At 33.4% G+C, this 17,837-nt stretch carries 20 protein-coding genes; 5 read left to right on the top strand and 15 right to left on the bottom strand.

Going from position 1 to position 17,837, the window contains the following annotated elements:
- The first annotated feature begins 2 nt into the window (after positions 1–2).
- Both CHRY9293_RS08125 and CHRY9293_RS08120 read left to right on the top strand, forming a co-directional pair.
- Positions 3–3,296 (top strand): DUF6443 domain-containing protein, encoded by a 3,294-nt coding sequence (locus tag CHRY9293_RS08125; protein ID WP_162032542.1) that lies wholly within the window; start codon positions 3–5, stop codon positions 3,294–3,296.
- Complete coding sequence (locus tag CHRY9293_RS08120) at positions 3,283–3,876, top strand: hypothetical protein (protein WP_162032541.1); 594 nt, start codon at positions 3,283–3,285, stop codon at positions 3,874–3,876. The genes CHRY9293_RS08125 and CHRY9293_RS08120 overlap by 14 nt, the downstream gene beginning before the upstream one ends.
- 263 nt (positions 3,877–4,139) lie before the next feature.
- Here the strand turns inward: CHRY9293_RS08120 and CHRY9293_RS08115 are convergent, their stop codons facing one another.
- From CHRY9293_RS08115 to CHRY9293_RS08055, 13 genes are all read right to left on the bottom strand, one after another.
- Entirely contained in the window at positions 4,140–4,679 is a 540-nt protein-coding gene (locus CHRY9293_RS08115) for an N-acetylmuramoyl-L-alanine amidase (protein WP_162032540.1), read from the bottom strand.
- A 20-nt stretch (positions 4,680–4,699) separates the two neighbouring features.
- Positions 4,700–5,050, bottom strand: a complete 351-nt coding sequence (locus tag CHRY9293_RS08110; protein WP_122548099.1) for a hypothetical protein — start codon at positions 5,048–5,050, stop codon at positions 4,700–4,702.
- A 27-nt stretch (positions 5,051–5,077) separates the two neighbouring features.
- The gene (locus CHRY9293_RS08105) at positions 5,078–5,920 is read right to left on the bottom strand and encodes a DNA adenine methylase (RefSeq protein WP_162032539.1); all 843 of its coding nucleotides are present in this window, start codon (positions 5,918–5,920) and stop codon (positions 5,078–5,080) included.
- A gap of 96 nt (positions 5,921–6,016) precedes the next feature.
- A complete protein-coding gene (locus tag CHRY9293_RS18690; protein WP_228455495.1) occupies positions 6,017–8,266 on the bottom strand; it encodes an autotransporter outer membrane beta-barrel domain-containing protein in 2,250 nt (749 codons plus the stop codon).
- Positions 8,267–8,278: 12 nt separating this feature from the next.
- A complete protein-coding gene (locus CHRY9293_RS08095) occupies positions 8,279–8,749 on the bottom strand; it encodes a hypothetical protein (protein WP_162032538.1) in 471 nt (156 codons plus the stop codon).
- 11 nt (positions 8,750–8,760) lie between these two features.
- Positions 8,761–10,098: a hypothetical protein gene (locus CHRY9293_RS08090; protein WP_162032537.1), complete on the bottom strand. Its 1,338-nt coding sequence runs from the start codon at positions 10,096–10,098 to the stop codon at positions 8,761–8,763.
- On the bottom strand, positions 10,099–10,392 hold the full coding sequence (locus tag CHRY9293_RS08085; RefSeq protein WP_162032536.1) for a hypothetical protein: 294 nt from the start codon (positions 10,390–10,392) through the stop codon (positions 10,099–10,101).
- Positions 10,389–10,985, bottom strand: coding sequence for a DUF6712 family protein (locus CHRY9293_RS08080; RefSeq protein WP_162032535.1), 597 nt, complete (start codon positions 10,983–10,985; stop codon positions 10,389–10,391). Before CHRY9293_RS08080 ends, CHRY9293_RS08085 begins: the two co-directional genes overlap by 4 nt.
- Complete coding sequence (locus tag CHRY9293_RS08075) at positions 10,975–12,168, bottom strand: hypothetical protein (RefSeq protein WP_162032534.1); 1,194 nt, start codon at positions 12,166–12,168, stop codon at positions 10,975–10,977. The genes CHRY9293_RS08080 and CHRY9293_RS08075 overlap by 11 nt, the downstream gene beginning before the upstream one ends.
- Before the next feature lie 10 nt (positions 12,169–12,178).
- Positions 12,179–12,730, bottom strand: coding sequence for a hypothetical protein (locus CHRY9293_RS08070; protein ID WP_162032533.1), 552 nt, complete (start codon positions 12,728–12,730; stop codon positions 12,179–12,181).
- On the bottom strand, positions 12,730–13,320 hold the full coding sequence (locus CHRY9293_RS08065) for a hypothetical protein (protein ID WP_162032532.1): 591 nt from the start codon (positions 13,318–13,320) through the stop codon (positions 12,730–12,732). The genes CHRY9293_RS08070 and CHRY9293_RS08065 overlap by 1 nt, the downstream gene beginning before the upstream one ends.
- Positions 13,321–13,343: 23 nt before the next feature.
- Complete coding sequence (locus CHRY9293_RS08060; protein ID WP_122548108.1) at positions 13,344–14,438, bottom strand: hypothetical protein; 1,095 nt, start codon at positions 14,436–14,438, stop codon at positions 13,344–13,346.
- Positions 14,439–14,444: 6 nt separating this feature from the next.
- Positions 14,445–15,578 carry a Clp protease ClpP gene (locus tag CHRY9293_RS08055; protein ID WP_162032531.1) on the bottom strand — a complete coding sequence of 378 codons (1,134 nt, stop codon included), beginning with the start codon at positions 15,576–15,578 and terminating at the stop codon, positions 14,445–14,447.
- Positions 15,579–15,721: 143 nt separating this feature from the next.
- On the opposite strand from CHRY9293_RS08055, the gene CHRY9293_RS08050 reads away from it, so the two are divergent.
- The 3 genes from CHRY9293_RS08050 (at position 15,722) to CHRY9293_RS08040 (ending at position 17,209) form a co-directional block, all read left to right on the top strand.
- Positions 15,722–15,997, top strand: coding sequence for a hypothetical protein (locus CHRY9293_RS08050; RefSeq protein WP_162032530.1), 276 nt, complete (start codon positions 15,722–15,724; stop codon positions 15,995–15,997).
- Between the two features lie 258 nt (positions 15,998–16,255).
- Complete coding sequence (locus tag CHRY9293_RS08045) at positions 16,256–16,588, top strand: hypothetical protein (protein ID WP_162032529.1); 333 nt, start codon at positions 16,256–16,258, stop codon at positions 16,586–16,588.
- A 219-nt stretch (positions 16,589–16,807) separates the two neighbouring features.
- On the top strand, positions 16,808–17,209 hold the full coding sequence (locus tag CHRY9293_RS08040) for a hypothetical protein (RefSeq protein ID WP_162032528.1): 402 nt from the start codon (positions 16,808–16,810) through the stop codon (positions 17,207–17,209).
- Between the two features lie 40 nt (positions 17,210–17,249).
- Here the strand turns inward: CHRY9293_RS08040 and CHRY9293_RS08035 are convergent, their stop codons facing one another.
- The gene (locus tag CHRY9293_RS08035) at positions 17,250–17,528 is read right to left on the bottom strand and encodes a hypothetical protein (RefSeq protein WP_162032527.1); all 279 of its coding nucleotides are present in this window, start codon (positions 17,526–17,528) and stop codon (positions 17,250–17,252) included.
- Positions 17,519–17,836: a hypothetical protein gene (locus CHRY9293_RS08030; RefSeq protein WP_162032526.1), complete on the bottom strand. Its 318-nt coding sequence runs from the start codon at positions 17,834–17,836 to the stop codon at positions 17,519–17,521. Before CHRY9293_RS08030 ends, CHRY9293_RS08035 begins: the two co-directional genes overlap by 10 nt.
- Position 17,837 lies beyond the last annotated feature (1 nt).

Raw genomic sequence — 17,837 nt, 5'->3', positions numbered from 1 at the left:
TAATGAACAGGAAATTTAAAACAATTATATCGGTCAGTACTTTTTTTGTAGCAGGATTATTCCATGCTCAGTTAAGTCCTACTGAAAACTATGTATCTTCAAAAACGTATCTTTCAGATCCGACACAACCCAATCCTAAAACCTCAGAAACGGTTCAGTATTTCGATGGATTAGGAAGACCTAAACAGGTAGTTAATGTTAAAGCTTCTCCATCAGGAAAAGATGTAGTCACCCATATTGAATATGATGCATTTGGAAGACAAGCCAAAGATTATTTACCGGTTCCTCAGTCATCAACCGGAAACGGAGCAATAGTTTCCAATCCCTTGGGAAATGCTTCTTCTATTTATGGAGCTGAAAAGATCTATTCAGAAAAAGTATTGGAAAACTCTCCATTAGATAGATTACAACAACAAATTCAGGTAGGAAACGATTGGACCAATAAGCCTGTAAAGTTTGATTATAGTGCTAATATAGCAGATGAAGTTATTAAATATACCACCACAACTATTTGGGAGAATAATGCTACAAAATCCTCCATTGAATATAAAGGAACTTATGGAGCTAACCAACTTTACAAGAATACGGTTACTGATGAAGATGGGAATAAAACCATTGAATTTAAAAATGGTATAGGGCAATTGCTTTTGGTAAGAAAAGTATTAAGTACTACTGAAAATGCAGATACCTATTATGTTTATAATGAATACAATCAATTAGCCTGGGTAATTCCACCACTTCTTTCAAAAAAGAAGACCTGGGACTTGGCAGACCAACAAGCTTTGGCTTATGAATACCGTTATGATGGAAGAAGTAGATTGGTGGAGAAGAAACTTCCCGGTAAAGGTTGGGAACATATGGTGTATGATAAAGCAGACCGCCTTGTCTTTACTCAGGATGAACTCATGAGAGCACAAAATAAATGGCTTTTCAATAAATATGATTTATTTGGAAGAGTGATCATCACTGGAATCGTAGGAGGGACTCATCGATCAGACATGCAGAATATGATTGCCAACAATGTGATTGTTGAAAACCGAAATCCTCAAGGATTTACCAAGAATGGAATGTCGATTCAATATACCAATAACCACTTTCCTTATCTTGAAACCGTATTATCAGTGAACTATTATGATACTTATCCTCTCTATAGTTTTAACCCAACTTTTCCTACAAGCATTCAGGGAGAAGTTATCCTAACAGATAATCCATCCACAAGTGGAGGAAAGAGTACCAAGAGCTTTGCTGTAATGAGCTTGGTAAAGAATATTGAGAATGACAACTGGACAAAGAACTATACCTATTATGATACTAAAGGAAGAGTGATAGGAAATCATTCCATCAATTATTTGGGAGGGTACACAAGAACAGAATCCAAATTGGATTTTACAGGAATAGTTCAAAATACAGTTACCAAACATAAGAGATTGAATACGGATACTGAAAAAGTCATCACCGAGATGTTTACTTATGATTCTCAAAATAGATTATTAAAACATACCCATAAAGTAGATGGTAATCCTGAGGAAATCTTAGCTCAGAATACCTATAATGAACTTTCTCAATTACAAACTAAGAAAGTAGGAGGAGTAAGTCCGACCACTCCAATTCAAACTATAGATTACAAATACAATATCAGAGGATGGATGACTAAGATCAATGATCCTTCCAATTTGAATGGGAAATTATTTGGATATGAGATTAAATATAACAACCCTGTACTTACTACTCTTGCTCCTGCAAAATACAATGGAAATATTGCAGAAATTGACTGGAAGACTTCCAATGATGGAATCTTAAAAAGATATGCCTATCATTATGATGCATTGAACAGGCTCTTGTATGGTCATTATGCTGAACCTTTGGGTACCCTTCCTCAGGCAGATCATTTTGGGGAATCTATGGAATATGATGTGAATGGGAATATTACCCATTTATATCGAAATGCTAAGAACACGAATGGGCTGGCAATGCAGATTGATAACCTTAGCTATACCTACTTAGGAAATAAATTAACCAAAGTAACAGATGCTTCTCAAAACACAGATGGCTATCCTGGAGGAGGAAATGTTATAGGTTATGATAATAATGGTAATATGATCAGTCATCCTGATAAAGGAATCAATAGTATCAACTATAACTTTTTGAATCTCCCATCAGAAATTAAAGCGAATTCAGGAAATTCAAATGCGGCTATTACCCGTTATGTATATCGAGCAGATGGAGTAAAGGTTGTAAAAAATTATATTCTTGGTGGTACTACAAAAGAAACACAATATCTAGATGGTTTTCAATATGATAATAGTGGTACTTCCAATATATTGGCTTCATCTTCCTCATTAAAGTTTGTACCTACCTCTGAAGGATACTTTGATTTTGTAAAAAATAAGTATATTTACAACTATACAGACCATTTGGGAAATGTGCGTTTGAGCTATTTTAATAATGGATCAGGAGTAGAAGTTCTTGAAGAAAATAATTATTATCCGTTTGGATTGAAGCATCAAGGATATAATATACTGAGTGGTAATCCTGCCTATCAGTATAAATATCAAGGGCAAGAGTTGCAAGAGACAGGTTTTTACTCGTTCAAATGGAGAAACCATATGCCGGATATTGGGAGATTTGCCACAACTGATCCATTAAGTGAGAAATTTCCCTATAATTCTACGTATGCTTTTCAGGAGAATAAACTAGGACTGGGCCGGGAATTTGAAGGATTGGAATTAGTACCTTTTGAGTTCTTGATGATGTCTAACTCTAATATTCCTGTTACACCAGTAGCAGAAGCAATGATTAGAGAGGTTCCAATTGAGCCTATAACAATAACTGTTTCTAGAGCGACACCTCCTTCTCCCCCAGGATTTTGGGAAAAAATTGCTAATTGGTTTGATTCAGTATTTGACAGTGCCAGTGAGTCTAAGGCTCCCAAAACTATGGATAAAGCCGTAGAAAATATAAAACCAGAAAGTGTTGTTGAAAATACTAATGAAACTGGAAAAATTTATAGAGTCCCTGGAGATCAGACAGAAAGTGGCAAACCGTATATTGGAAGAACTAAACAACGTAGTCCAATGGAAAGAGGTAAAGGAGCAAATGACGGTAGAAACAGAGGGGGAAAAACAGAGATAATAGATAAATACAATCCAAAGAATTCTGGAGAAGGTGCCTATAAAGAACAAAAGGCAATAGACAAAGAGGGGGGGCTTGAAAAATTAGATAATAAAAGAAATGAAGTCAGACCTGAGCGAATGAAGGAATTAGAAAAAAGATATGGGAACAATGAACACATATAGAATATCAGAATTTTGGAATTGGTTTGAATTTAATCAATCAGAGCTAGTACCAGATAAAATTACAGACACTTTAATTAATGAACTTAATAATAAAATATTATCTCTAGCTGATTTGAATTGGGAAATTAGAGAAGGAATAAACAAATCAAACATGTTAATAATTTCTGCGGGAGGAAATAACGACTTATTATCGATTGCTAAAAATATTATAGATTGTGCGCCTAATCTTAAAGAATGGGAGTATAGCTATTATAAACCAGCAAAAAAATGGGATTATCGCTTATCTCTTAAAAAGCATATTGGATTTGATAAAGAAATTAATGTTGAAAATTGGGAGTATGTTTTGGAGAGGTTTGATGATACCACATTTGGTATAATTATTAAAACAGAAAATATAAATACTCTTAAAGATGATGATAAATATACAATTGTGGATATAGTATTAGAAAATATTTTAGGTGATGACTTAAGTTATGGATTGATTAAAAATGTTGAAATTGTAAATGAATTTGATGATAATCAAATTAAAAATAAGTCAGTTATAAAGTATCTTGCTAACCACTTATTAGAACAAATTTAAATAATCTTTATAATATTTGAATGTCAGGAGGTTTTTAAAATTCATTTACATATAATTTTCAAAAAACAAAAAGAGCAGAAAATCTGCTCTTTTTATATCAGATTTCCATATTTTTTATAGGATAGAACTTAATCGATATTGAATTTACCAATTTTCAGATTAAATCAAAACTTATTCAAATAAAGATCAATAAATATTGTATATTTCAGTTTACCCTAAAAGCAACTATTATCAAACTATCATTGAAATAATAAAAATAACTGCTATTGTAGAGCATCATATTTTTCCAAAACATTAGATATTTCTCTTAAAACTTCTTTCTTCTTTTCAACATACTTTTGCATATCAAGTACTGAAGAAATAAAACAGATTTCCCATAGAACAGAAACTCCAGATCCAAGATTAAGGATACCAATTCTTGAGTGCTGACTTTGATTATCAGACTTTACTCCTCGATTTCGTATACCTAATATTTTTGGGGTAATCTTACAAATTTCATCAGCCATTTTATAGGATAAAGAGTTTTTATTTAGAAAATCTTTTTGATTTACATAACATTCAGTACCTGTAGCTGTCGGACTTCCCGAATTGAAATGAATATCAAAAACAACTGACCCACTTCCTGGCTTAATCCTTCTTTGATACTGAGAGTTTGTTTCAAAATCCTTATCCTGAATTACATTTTTTAAATCTAAATTTTGAACAATTATATTTCGTGCCTCTTTTGTCAAGTCTCTTTCAATATAACCATTTGCAACTGCTCCGGGATCATTTTTGTGATGTCCTGCTGAAATAAATATCATCTTTTAGGTGTTTAGTTTTTTTAGTATGTAATACTACTATTTTTATTTTGTTTCAATGCAATATTTTCTTCTTTTAATTGGGCTATAATAATTTTATGCAAATTGATCTCATCTTCAAGGAATTTTATTTTACTATCATACATAGACGCCAATTCCTTAAATTTTATTTCATATCGATTACCCAAATCGTCGAGCGCTTCTTTATAGAGTTTGACCAACTTATCAGCATTTTCAATCTCCTTACCCTCATTGTCTGCAGACATTCCGGCAACCTCAGCTTGCAACTTCTTTTTTCCAAATAAAAACCCTACAATACCTGTTAGAATTGCCCCGATAAAAGCTCCAAAGTTTTCAAATAATATTTGTTTCACAATTGATGATTTATTTTTGATTGTACTTTAGACCTTTTCAGCATTGTTTCTATACATCATAATATCGGTATAGCTTGCATTATGCGTTACATGAGTCCCTGCCTTTACCGTAATGGCTGCATCAAAAGGATTTTTGCAATATCCATTATCCTGCATCCACTCACAAAGCTCTATAATCTGACTTTTATTACTTGTAAAATAGAAATATGAAGTATCTTGAAAAGACTTTAAAACATTCAGGTAATCGGTTAGCTTCCAATAATCCAAACGACTATACGTCGCTGTATCGGTAGATAAATAAGGCGGATCTACCAAAAAAACAACATTAGATTTGTTTTTATATTCATTCACTAAATCCTGATAATCTTTTCTAACACGATTTACTCCTTTCAGATAACCTTCAGTTTCATAATTACTTAACCGTACTTTATTGTAGAATCTTTCTTTTTTAAGCTGATCAAAGCTAGTGGCATAATTCATAGAAAAAAGAAGAGATAAGGAAATAGTAATCCAGTCTACATAGGCTTTTTCTTCACTGATTCTATTGATTATTTTCCCTTGCAGTTCTTCACTTAGCTTCTCCTTTCGTATATCATTAGTATTGTCAATGCAAATTTTTCGAATATCTGATAGTAAAGCATTTGTTTTATCAATATTTTTAAGTCTTTGAGAATAATTATCAAAATCATTGTAAATCACATTTGCATTGGGATATACATTTTTTACCGTGTGGCTAAGCAAACCGGAACCTCCAAATAAATCTACATAGGTAGCTGTAGGGGAAAATTCTTTTAAAGCTTCTTTAAATTGTTTTAAAAAACGACGTTTTTGTCCCTGAAAAGGCAAAGGTGCCTGAGTATAATTTTTCATTATTAATCCTATGATTATTTAGTATATTACCCTGATTTAAGTTTATGAAGGATTTTAAACTTCCTTATATTTACTATTTATAGTTATTAACTAATTCTAATTCCCTTTCACTGTTAAATACACGACAGTATTCGCCACTGAATGATCCTCTAATCCTTCAATATTACCACCTATTAATACACCAGTATTCTTGCTTTCATACAAGGAAACAGTGATACTCGTTAAACTTTTTGCTGTGATTACTCCAATAGGAGCATTATTGACACCAGCCCCAATTAGCTCTGTGCCTACTGAGATATTAGAAATACCGGAGAAAGAGGCAGGCGATATATTAAAAACAGCGGTATTAGTCGCTGTGGTAACAGCCCCATTCCACTCCTTAGTATAGGAAGTTCCAAATTGTACAGGAGGTACTGGAATATTAATATTTCCACTCCCTAATAAAGAATTAGAATTCACAGTCTTTACATTGGTACCACTTACAAGTGGTTCCTGTTTATTATTCCACTGGGTGCTATTCCCTGTATTTAATGTAGTTATTACACCGTTATCATTAATACTTACCAACTCTGTAAGAGTTACTGAACTTCCGCTAATTCCCGTACTTGCTCCTCTGTTAAAAGAAAACTTTTTATGATTATTTACCGTAAAACCATAAGAAGGTAAATCTCCTCTGGGTTGAATAAAATCTGTCCCATTAAATTGTAAATTTTGCCCGATCCATAATCCATAGCCCCTTATTGAATCCGCTGCTACATCTGTATGAAATAGAGAAGCTCCTGAAATTGTTTGGGCTCCAAATAGTAGATTATAGGCAGTTACAAATTGGGTGTTATTGGGATTAATAATCACTTGTCCCTCTGAAGCTGCATCTCCTTGAGGTCTTAAATAAATAATACCTGTGGGAACATTTCCTGCTAGTATGGTGTCTGCAGTATTGGCCCTCAAGGCGGTTACTCCCAGTCTTTGAATAAGTAAATCTCCGCTGGTTGTATTTAAATTTCCTGTAAAATCAATATTCCCCCTAACCAATTTATTCCCTACAATATCTAAAGCATAACCTGCTGTAGGAAGCATAGCATTGTTTGTAGACCCAATAATCACAGCTTGATTAGAATCCCATTTTAAAGCATTTTTTGTGAGATAAGATTGCCCCCCAATATATCCATGCCAAGTATTTATAACACCATCAGTATAAACCCCATAGTGTCCAAAAGAATCTAAAATTCCGGTATTGTCTCTGAGTTGAGTAAAATCTCTTGCAAATCCAGATGTACCTGCTACTCCAGCAAAAGTTCTGGTTAAAGACACAGGTACTGAACTACTGGCAGGAAAGTTTATGGCTCCTAACATAGTCCCTCCTACTAAGGGCAAGAACATTCCTAATGAAGTTGTAAAAACAGCACGCATTACATGTAGAGGAGTCGATATGAGATGATCAGGACTAAAACTATCATAGTTTAATACAAAGGATATATAACCATCTCCATTATAATACAAAACGGAAGTATTAGTGGCTTTAGGAATAGTAATAATAAACGGAATGAAGGCATATCCTGCTGTCGTTGTACTTCCATTCATATCATTTAATGAAGATGTAGTAGACAATAAAGGTGTAGGACTCCCCTCTCTGTCTATTAAAATCCCTGTACCGGTTTGTAAATTTCCATTTAGGTAAAATGCCAAATTTCCCGGAGCAAAGTTGATTGCCGTTTGATCTTTAGCCAAATGCAATACTTGCCCCCTGATATAATAATTAGTGGAATCCTGAGTATAAGTTACATTTTGAATTACAGATCTTTGAGTTAAATGATCCGTATCTGGTGATACTTCGATATACGCTGATCCACTCCATCTGTATATTCTATTGGTATCTAAAGCAACATATATTTTCCCTTCTTCTCCAGGATTAGGAAAAGAAACCAAATCTGCAAATTCTAAAACATCATCTACATAACTTGGAAGCTGAGATGCCGGTACTTTTCCACCTACCAAATCCGCTTTATTAGCTAAATCAGATTCCTGTACAAAAGGATCTGAACCAGTATTGGTAAAATCACTCAAATCATAATTCTGGGGGTCAAAAGCCGACCCCGAATTAAAATTTGCTGTATTTTCTGTTATAAAAGTTTCAAATTCATCAATATCAGCAAAGGGAGAATCATCTTCTTTGGTAAATTCATCCCATTTATATGTATGATTAAATTCCTGATCCGGTGTTCTGTAATTAAAGAATTCCGTTTCATTGAGTCGGTAGAAAAGGATTAATTTCTTGGGTTTTATAATCTCCCGTCCGTCAGGAAACACTATAAAGAGATAGTTTCCTTTTGAATAGAGTTTTTTCATACTGTTTGAAGTTTATAGTTGGTCCAGTTCTTCTTGTCTGGTGCTAATAAAAATGTTCAGATAATATTCAATGAGTTGTAAGAATCCTGCTTCATCATTTTTGATGAGCCAAAGCATGTATTTATAGCTTGGAATTTTTACTTTGTCTTTTTTCGTAATATCATCTTTATAAGGTAGTTCAATAGGTAAATGATCAGATCCTAGCAAATAAGACCATGTTTCTTTATAAATTATCCACTCAGGAGTCGATAGTTTGATATTAATCTCTTCCCCCGTTTCTTTATCTCGTAAAACCTGCTCATACCCTAGCACAATGAATTCCTGTTTGGATTTAGCTTCCATATTCAGAACCCTTATGGTTCTGTTGAATTGAGGGAGCTTTGGATGTGCAGTCATGGGTAGTTCTACAAAATCCAAAGGAACATTCATAATGTCGTCAATTGTATGTTGGATTTCCGTAGGTATATTTAAATGTTCGTTCATTATTTATTTTTTTAAGACAATAGAATTTTTCCCAGCAAGGTCATACTTAATGGGCCAATCCCTCCCGTGCTTCGAGTGGCTATAAAGTATCTTGGATAAAGATTATAGGTTCCGTTAAACTGTTGATAAGTTTTACCATTTCCTTCGGCAATGACATACACCACACCATTATAGTAAGCAATATGAATAGTATCGTTCCGTGTAAGAGCCAATTCAGGACCATTACTTATTTTCCATTCTCCGGCTTGTCCAGAATACGAAACGCCATAAAATACATTATCACTACCTATCAAACCACATTGCCATGGAGTAACGAAATTAGCTCCATTATTTGCCTGTCCATTGTTTACTGAATATGAAACCATAAATCCTGCATTAATATCAGCTATAGATATAAGCTCATCTGTCGTAGCATTACATGGTTGTCCCAATGCAATTTCGGTATCATTGACCGTTCCAGATCCACTATTAATTACCCAGTTGGTTATTCCATTAAACTGGCTGTAGGTAAGTCCTGCTTTAACAATAAGTTCAGGTGAGCTGGCATTGGTTAAGTTGTTATGAGTAACGAATACCTGGTAATATCCTTCGGGTTTGGTAAACCAATTTATTCCAAAATTTAGGTTGTTTGGGAAATTTTGTAGCACAGTAAAATTATCTACATCATAAACTTCAGGGATAGGCAAATTTGCTCCATTCTCATCTTTAATCCTTTTGATTTTAATATAAGCATTAGGGGTTACATTATCTACAAAAAGATTTTGTCCCACGAGGGTTGTATATTGAACGAAGTCTTTGGTATTATCAATAAATGGAAGCAGGAGAACATCAATCTGGGGCGTACCGATAGAGAAATTTTCGCCCGTAAGTCTCATTCCATTTCTCCACTCTATCTTTTCAGTATCATTGAGAAGTGATGGAAAACTCATCATTATGTTTTTCCCATTACTCCTTGCAACTTGCCCGGAAGAATCCTGTACCATCATTCTATTAAAGGTATTATCGGAAGATTTATCACTTAAGCCAACAATGCTATAATAAAACCCAGAAGTGTTAACTGTCCAATTGGCTCCCAATGAAAGTCCAGCTCCTGGAATGGAAGTTAGTGCTGAATTAGCTAGGTTTTTACCTAAATCACCTGCTAACATTCTTTTCGCATTATTGTTTTCATCAAGAATATACAGATACTTAAAGGTTGCATCAGGACCCATAATAGTCTCTGTGGTCTTATTGGACTTAGTTACATTAATATCATCAAAGACATCAGCAACTTTTCCTCTGGTATTTGCATACTCCTGAGTTTCATTTCTAATTTCAAGAGATTTTTCTTGTATACTTTGTTCACTCATTTATTCAAAAGTGCTATCAAATGTTCTGTCAAATATTTTAAATTCATCTTCGGCTTCAGGATCACAATCACAACTGGTATTATAAATAATTTGTTGAAGCTCATTAATACTTAGCATGGGATTTCCATCAATCAGAATTTCATCGGAATCTACATTTTCAAAAAGAATTTTTCCTGATAGAACATGAGAGATTCTGATCAGTCCATTACTTTTTATCTGTGCATAATACATCCGTTTGTAAAGATCCACTCCAATAGAAAACCTCCGACTGTTAATGATTTTGAAATTCATCATTTTCTTATGGTTGAAAATTTAAATCCGCTCATCTTCTTCGTATTTCCACAGCTGCATTTCCCATTACATCCACAACTTAATCTGCAATGACAATCATCAAACTTGGGAAATGAGCTCTTATTTTGACATAAGTAATCCTTTACACTTTGAAAAGCCTCTTTTCCCATATTTCTGTATTTATTAGAAAAATCATTCACTTCTTTAAGTGGAGTGGGCAATGACCATTCATTTTGCTTTTTTACCGCTCCATTAGCCGTATCATTAAATTGATTTAATAACAGGTAATGAGCATAGGAATAGTATATCCAAACCTTCTTAAACCCCAAGTTGAGTTGGGTTTTGCCATAACTATCAAGGTAAGAACCACCACAGATTAAAGTTGCATATTTTTCATAGTCTGGATTTGTGAGCTCCATATTCCAATGAGCCAAAACATCATCTACAAAATCAAAACAGAATAAAGGAATTATATCAAATATTTTTGCCTCTTCGGTAGCGATACATAGCTTACTAAGGTCACAATGTGAAGCAATAAGTCCTACACAACTAAATTCTGAAGCGTGTAAGTAATTTTCAATGTTGTTACACTCCATTTTCTACACCTTTTATAGGTAAAATATTCACCTTAAAACCAAACATTCTAAGAGTTTGTTCTAACTTAGACCTTTCCATTTCATTCTGCTCCCAATAAAACCTTTTCATTTCCTTATAGGTCTCTGCATTGGTTCCAAACAATGCTCCATTTCCTGCCTTAATGAGTGGCTCTGGAACATTATTAAATGCTCCCATGATATTTTCACGGATATTGACAATGGTAGTCTCAAATAACTTATCATCAAATTGGGGTTTGATCTGATCAATCACAAACGATTTAGTTAAGTCTTCATTTCCTGCTTCCGGGACAGAAACAATAAGAGCATCAGAAGAATTTTCAGCACCAAAAAATTGTTTTACCGTGTCCTTAAACTCTACATCTTCCTCCCTATCAGTTTCATACTTTTTTACGACAATCTTTCCCAGAAATCCATTCCTTGATTGTGTATTATTATATAAGCCAATTCTATATTCAGAATCGCAATCATTATAAACAGAATCAACAAGTGGTAATGCATAAATATATTTTGGGGTCAGATTCATATAATACACCTGTCCTCTATAGTTTTGAAGCATTTGTGAAATAGTAGGATTCTCCATTTCTTTAGCCTTGCAATCCTGTTTCATTTGTGCTTTGATCACTTTTTGATCCTTTGAATAAGGATAATACCAAATGGCCTGATCATTATGAGCCCCTAAACAATTATCTTCTGTTTTGATAACATAATATTTGCCAGGAAAATCATCATCATCTTCTTTCGATTTGGCCATTAGAACATAATCAAGGACCTCAATACTTTCGGGTTTAAAAATTATTATATCATTAATAGAATTTTCTAAGTCAAGAGTATATTTGAGCTTAAAATACACTCCATATTGGTAAGCAATATCAACAGACGCAGATGAAATAAGATCATTAATAGTCTCTCCTTTTTTATTCACTACAAAGTTTTCCTCGTTCCCATTTCCGGCAATATATTTTGCCATGAGATTAGCACACTTCTTTGCGGTGGGGGAATTATTAATAATTTTTTCTATTCGTAAAGGATAAAGATTGTCTACATCCCTTACATAAATCTTCTTATCATCATCTGCAATAGAAATTTTCCTCGTGAACAATTCTATATTTTCTGCTCTAAGGGATTTTTTTATTTCCGTTGTTTTTCTTTTAGGGGCTAACATGTAAATATGCTTATACTTCTAATTCTTTTGCTTCCAAAAAAACAATCAACTCCTCTTTTTTCAATTTTTTCCACTCATCTTCTGGATATTTTTTCTCAGTTGCCAGTTGTTGAAGTTCTTTTAAAGTATTTTTACTCAATATATCATTAGAAAGATTTTCTTCCTCTATGAATTTTATGGGTAAAATTTTAAACTCTGCTTTTCTTTCTTGAAGCTGCCGCTCGTTTCCTTCTGTAAGATATTTTTCTGCGAATTCTTCGCTCATCATATGTCCGTACACTCTTGTACGGATCATTCTTCCATTTTTATGTTGGAAATCATAAGAGTATATTTTGCTCTTATCTCTTAGCTGAAATGTAATATTAGGATCTGACATAATTTTTTGATTTTTTTGGTTTGAATAAGTGATTAACCTATTCCAATCATTATTAAAGGTACATCCTGCACAATCAGGCTCTCGTCCAAATTTCTCTTTGAACAGCCCCATGTAAGCAGTCATCAGGTCAGCAGTGTGTCTGACCTGACTTTTACCTGCTTTTATTAAATCATCGATAGTATACATTAGGCTGCTTCAAATTGTTCATTAAAGTCAGCATTCGGATCTCCGCCTGTTTGAGGTTTGTAGACCAATGGAATCATGGATTCCTTTTCATTATCTTTTGACTGCAATGGAATAATAGCACCACCACCACCTTCAACAATATCATAAGTATAATCTCCTGTGGTAAGACCATTTTCCCAACCATAAACTTCCACAGTTCCGTCTCTTAGCTGGAGTGCTATTACGTATCTTCCATGATCTAACTTATCCAATTTACATTTCGTTTCTGAAGAAGCTCCCACTACCATGATTTGAACTTTATGAAGATATTCTACAAAGCCCTGATCATTTGTAGATTTATCATAAGACCCTTTAATCGTTGATCCATTTTCCGGTAGCTTTACCTGAATCCCTTTTTTAAGAGAGGTAAGAATCATTTGAATAGTATAATCACAAGTTGCCCCATCTAAGTTACCAGGAACAGAAGCCGTTCTGTCAATATCATTGAAATTAATAATAACTGCTTCCTGAAAGTATCCCTTAGGTATATTTCTAACGCAGCTTAAATCAATCGCACCTGTAAGTTCTGCGCAAACTATTGTATTTGCCATTTGTTTTTGTTTTTAAATTTTAATTACGCTGCGTAGACATATTCATTAAGTGAAATAGAAGCTCCCAAGTAAGAACCCGCCTCGATATACACCTTTCTATCTGTTCGATCATACCAGATTTCAAACATATCCAGATCTTCTCTTTGCTGTGTCCCAACGAGAAGTATTTCTTTTGGAGACCATAGAATTCTATTAGGTTGAACCCTTGGATTATTTCCGCCTCCTCCATTAAGCTCAGAAGTTTTGTTAATAATCTCATCCCATTCTCTTACAGGCATAATAGGCACTCCATGAAATGCCATATTGTCTTTTGTATAAGATTTAGTCTGAATATTTTCAGGATTAATTCTTTCCATACCGTCGCAGCAATCTTTATCCTTTAATGAATTCAGATAAGAAGCAAACTTTCTCGCCATCTTTTCCGGCATTTTAATCACTTCATTTCCTGTAGCACTCCAGTCTTTTTCCAGTCGGACTTCTTCCATTTCAACTAGTGTATCATAGACTTCCTGTCCTGTCATTTGCTGCGCACTATAAGTCCCTGCTGTATTTTTAGCAATAGGAACAACTAACGATGTATTGGCTTCTGCCTGTATGAAGAAACCATTAAAACCATTAAAGTAATCAGAGGTAGAGGCCTTATCACCAAAATAAGCCACTCTCCACTTGGCACCATTAAGGTTATTTTTGACTTTATTCGTTAAAAATTGGATTAATGCTGTATTTAGATATTTTTTAGTAACTTCCGTAGTGGGATTAATCATCTTGTAATCGTTCCAAAAAATGAGGAAGTCATCATTGAAGCTTCTCAAGCAGATAGGAATTCTACATTCAATAAGTCCTAACTCCCATTTTTTTCCTGAGTAGTTAGTGTTCAAATTACATTCAGTAGTATCACAGGAATTAGCATCTACAAATGGAAAAGATTCATAATCTACTTCATCGGTAATAATAGGAACTACATTTCCATTTTTTACTCCTGTTACCACAGTATTTGCTTTGTTAAATTCAGTAGGTAAAAATGTTTTCTCAAAGAGAAGTTTACTAAAATCTGCTTCTGCTGAAAGTTTTTCAATCAAAGGCAGTAATGAGGTTACAAAATTGTCTGTTATAGCCATACTTTTTTATTTAATGTTTTGGAAAAGGTTTCTTACGGGAACATCACTGAAGTTCTGTCTGTGATTTCTTGGTTTCTCTGCTTCTTCGTTCTCATTCTCTTCATCAATTTCCCATGAATTGAACTTGGCAATGAGTGTATTTGCCGTTTCAATTTTTATGTTTTGACCCGTAATAGTTTCTTCTTGCTTTTTGTTTTCTGACTGTAGGCCGGAATTCTGTTTTTTAAGATCTTCGATTTGCTTTTTCAGATTTTCATTCTCGAGCTGTAAGTCAGATACAGATTCTTCTTTTGGGATAATTTCAGTGAGTTCTTCTCCTGTGAATTTGTAGGTCTCACCGCCTTGCAATATGTATTCTCCTTTATTACTTTCGCCAGCGGGTTTTCCATCGAAAGTTGCTTTATCACCAATTGAAGGCGCTTCATTTTCATCCAACTGATAAAAATCAAGCTCATTCATTTCTGCCGTGTAAACAATTTTATTGGTATTACCTTCACCAGAATAAATCCCGATCAGATTTTTAATTTCCTGAAAGAGACCTTTCTTATTTTTGCTTTTACTATTCATATTATTGTTAGTTATTTTTTTTCTTAATAAAGCTTTAGGACGCATAATTTCTTCTGTAGTCGTGGTAAATCTTAGTTCTTCAGCATCCTGAGGAGGTAGAAATGTCTCTCCATTCATAAGCTCCATTGCCTCCTGCTCTGTGAGATTAGTGTGCTGAGAATAATGTAAAGAGATACGCTTATTAGCCTCTTCGTTTAAAGCCAATCCTTTTTTGATCTGTTCATTATCACCCCCAAGTAATGATTGGGCTTTGTGAAAGAAAGGTTGTATATAGGGACTACCCACCCTTTCATCTCCTGCAAGAAATATCACAGTACCAATTGAGGCTACCTGACCATCAGCTCTAGTTGTAATTTTTACATTATTTTCTTTCGCATACCTCCTTAAGGAAGCATACATAGCAAAGCCTTCATCCACATCTCCACCCACGGTATGGAGTCTCACCAGGAGTTCTGAACCATCCGCATTTTTAAGTTGCTCTTCAACAATGCTTAAATTGGTGTAGCCTCTATTTTCAATTTGAGTTCCTTGAAAAGGGACAATTTCACCATATATTTTGATCTCATGCTTCATGAAAAAATTGAGTTTTCCTTATTACAAATTTTTGAAGAAAAAAATGTATTTTTGTCATGATAACTGATAGAAAAAACTAACTTTAATAAGCTTATAGAAAGGCAATTAAAATAGTTTTGGTCAAATTTTTGATATATTTTTATATGCTTACACCATTTATTTTATTTATAATCGGGCTGTATCTTATTGCGAAAGTTGTTTTTGGCAAGAAAAAAGAGGTTATATCAAATCCACCTGTTAATAAATATATTACCAGGCATGAAGAAAAGTTAAAGGATGATCAAGAGTATAAAGAATATATCGAATGGTGCAAAATAAAGGGTGAATTGGCTGCTGATAAAGAAGGATTTGATGAGTATCGTATGAAAGAATATCAATTGTATAAAAAGCTAATAAAACATGGTATCAGCGGACTATAAGTCTATATTAAAATAACTGAATAAAAGCATCTGAGGAGATATTAAGTTTTGAAAAATTAATTTGTTTATTATCAATTATTCTTTTTACTTTTAGCTAAAAGAATACCATGAAAAAAAATCACATTAGCTTTATTATTAAGCACTTATGGACTTCTATTTTCCCAATTTACTGTAACAGATTCATCTGATAATTGGAATTTAGTAGGAAAAACTCCTTGGGGTGGACTTGAATTATATACCAACAAAAATAAAGCTAGATTGAGTTATATTGATATTAATACAGTTATCGGTACGAATATATTTTCACCCACAACCATTTATACTTTTGAGTTTTCAATCGATAACGAAACAATAAACAAAATCTACAATATAATAGACGAGCATTTTAAAAATGAAAAAATAGAAACTTTAACTCTCACCTTTCCAGAAGGCAATATGTATCTATATTTTGACACCGCAATAGGAAAATATTTTTTAGCTTTCCAATTTGATAATCTATCCGGGATATTAGATAAAAACAGTGAAACAAAGAGAGAAACAGCAGCTTTTAAAATGAGGCAAATTAATAAGCTTTTTGGCAAAAATAATTAGAACTTAATTAGCTCATACCTACAAATAATTATTTTTTGTATTGGCTATAATACTCTTTTCACTGATTTTTCATGAATGCTTAATTTTCAAATTATTTGAAATAAATTATTGATTTACAAATACTTTATGCTAACAATTGTTTTTTAGCAGCAAATAATTCATTGTGAAAAATTTTTATTATATATTTAAATAAACTATTCACATTAAATATTAATAACCATGGAAACTCAAGATTATCAACTCACATCCGAAGATGTAAGAAAATTAGAAACATACATTGTTGAAGGCCAAAAAGCTCAACAGGAGCTCGATGAAATGAATAAACCGGATGCAGTACAGCCTAGAATTAGCCTTAGTGGTATTAAGCAAAGACTTGAAAAGGCTATCAAAATGGCTTATATTGCAAAAAGATTATACAATGATCCAGGTGTACAAACGGCTCTTAAAAAACCTTCTAAAAAAGAAAAATTAGATGCGCTTCTCTCTACCCAGGCAATTAAAGACATTCTTAAAAAGTATCAGATGACCCCTAAACAATGGGACGATTTTAAATGGAAATTAGAAGGAAAAATTGGGGATGCTATTGGAAAAGTGTTGGCAACTATAATTGAAGAATGGTAATCTTTAGATTACTCTATTAATAGTCCATAAATAAGAAATCCTACTTCATTGTAGGATTTTTATTTTCAATGATTAACTCTTGATTCATCAATGACAAAGCCCTCTTCACTGAAATAACAGAAATTTTACATTGATCCGCGACCACTTTTTCACGATCTGATTTCTTCCTGATCCAGGAATATTTTTGATACGTTTCATAAATAGATAAATAATCAATGGCGGTATTAATATTTTTGATACCCAGTACATCTAATTTGAAGAATATTTCCAAATTATCCGAAACCAAATCTCTAACACTATAACGAGTTTTTATTTCCAAAATTCACAAGGTTTTATTGATTGGCGTAATTTATAACTTAACACACAGCCCTCACAGTGGGCGCACATTCTTGCTGATAACTCAGGAACTTTTTCATCCTGAACCCTCAGCTCAACAATAGGATCCAGTAGATTAAAAGCACAGCCTTTGCAAGAATTCTCAAATCTCTTTTTAGCAAGATCACTTGACAATCCTAAATAGAAATTGGTCATTCCAACAATAATAGCTTTTAATGTTTTGATATATTCGGGATCATGAGTCTCCACTAATGCCTGCTTCAGTCTTTTTATTTTTTTATCTAAACTCATA

The sequence above is a fragment of the Chryseobacterium potabilaquae genome, assembly GCF_902728265.1.
In the GTDB taxonomy this organism is placed as follows: Bacteria; Bacteroidota; Bacteroidia; order Flavobacteriales; family Weeksellaceae; genus Chryseobacterium; species Chryseobacterium potabilaquae.
This window is presented reverse-complemented; position numbering and strand designations above follow the sequence as displayed.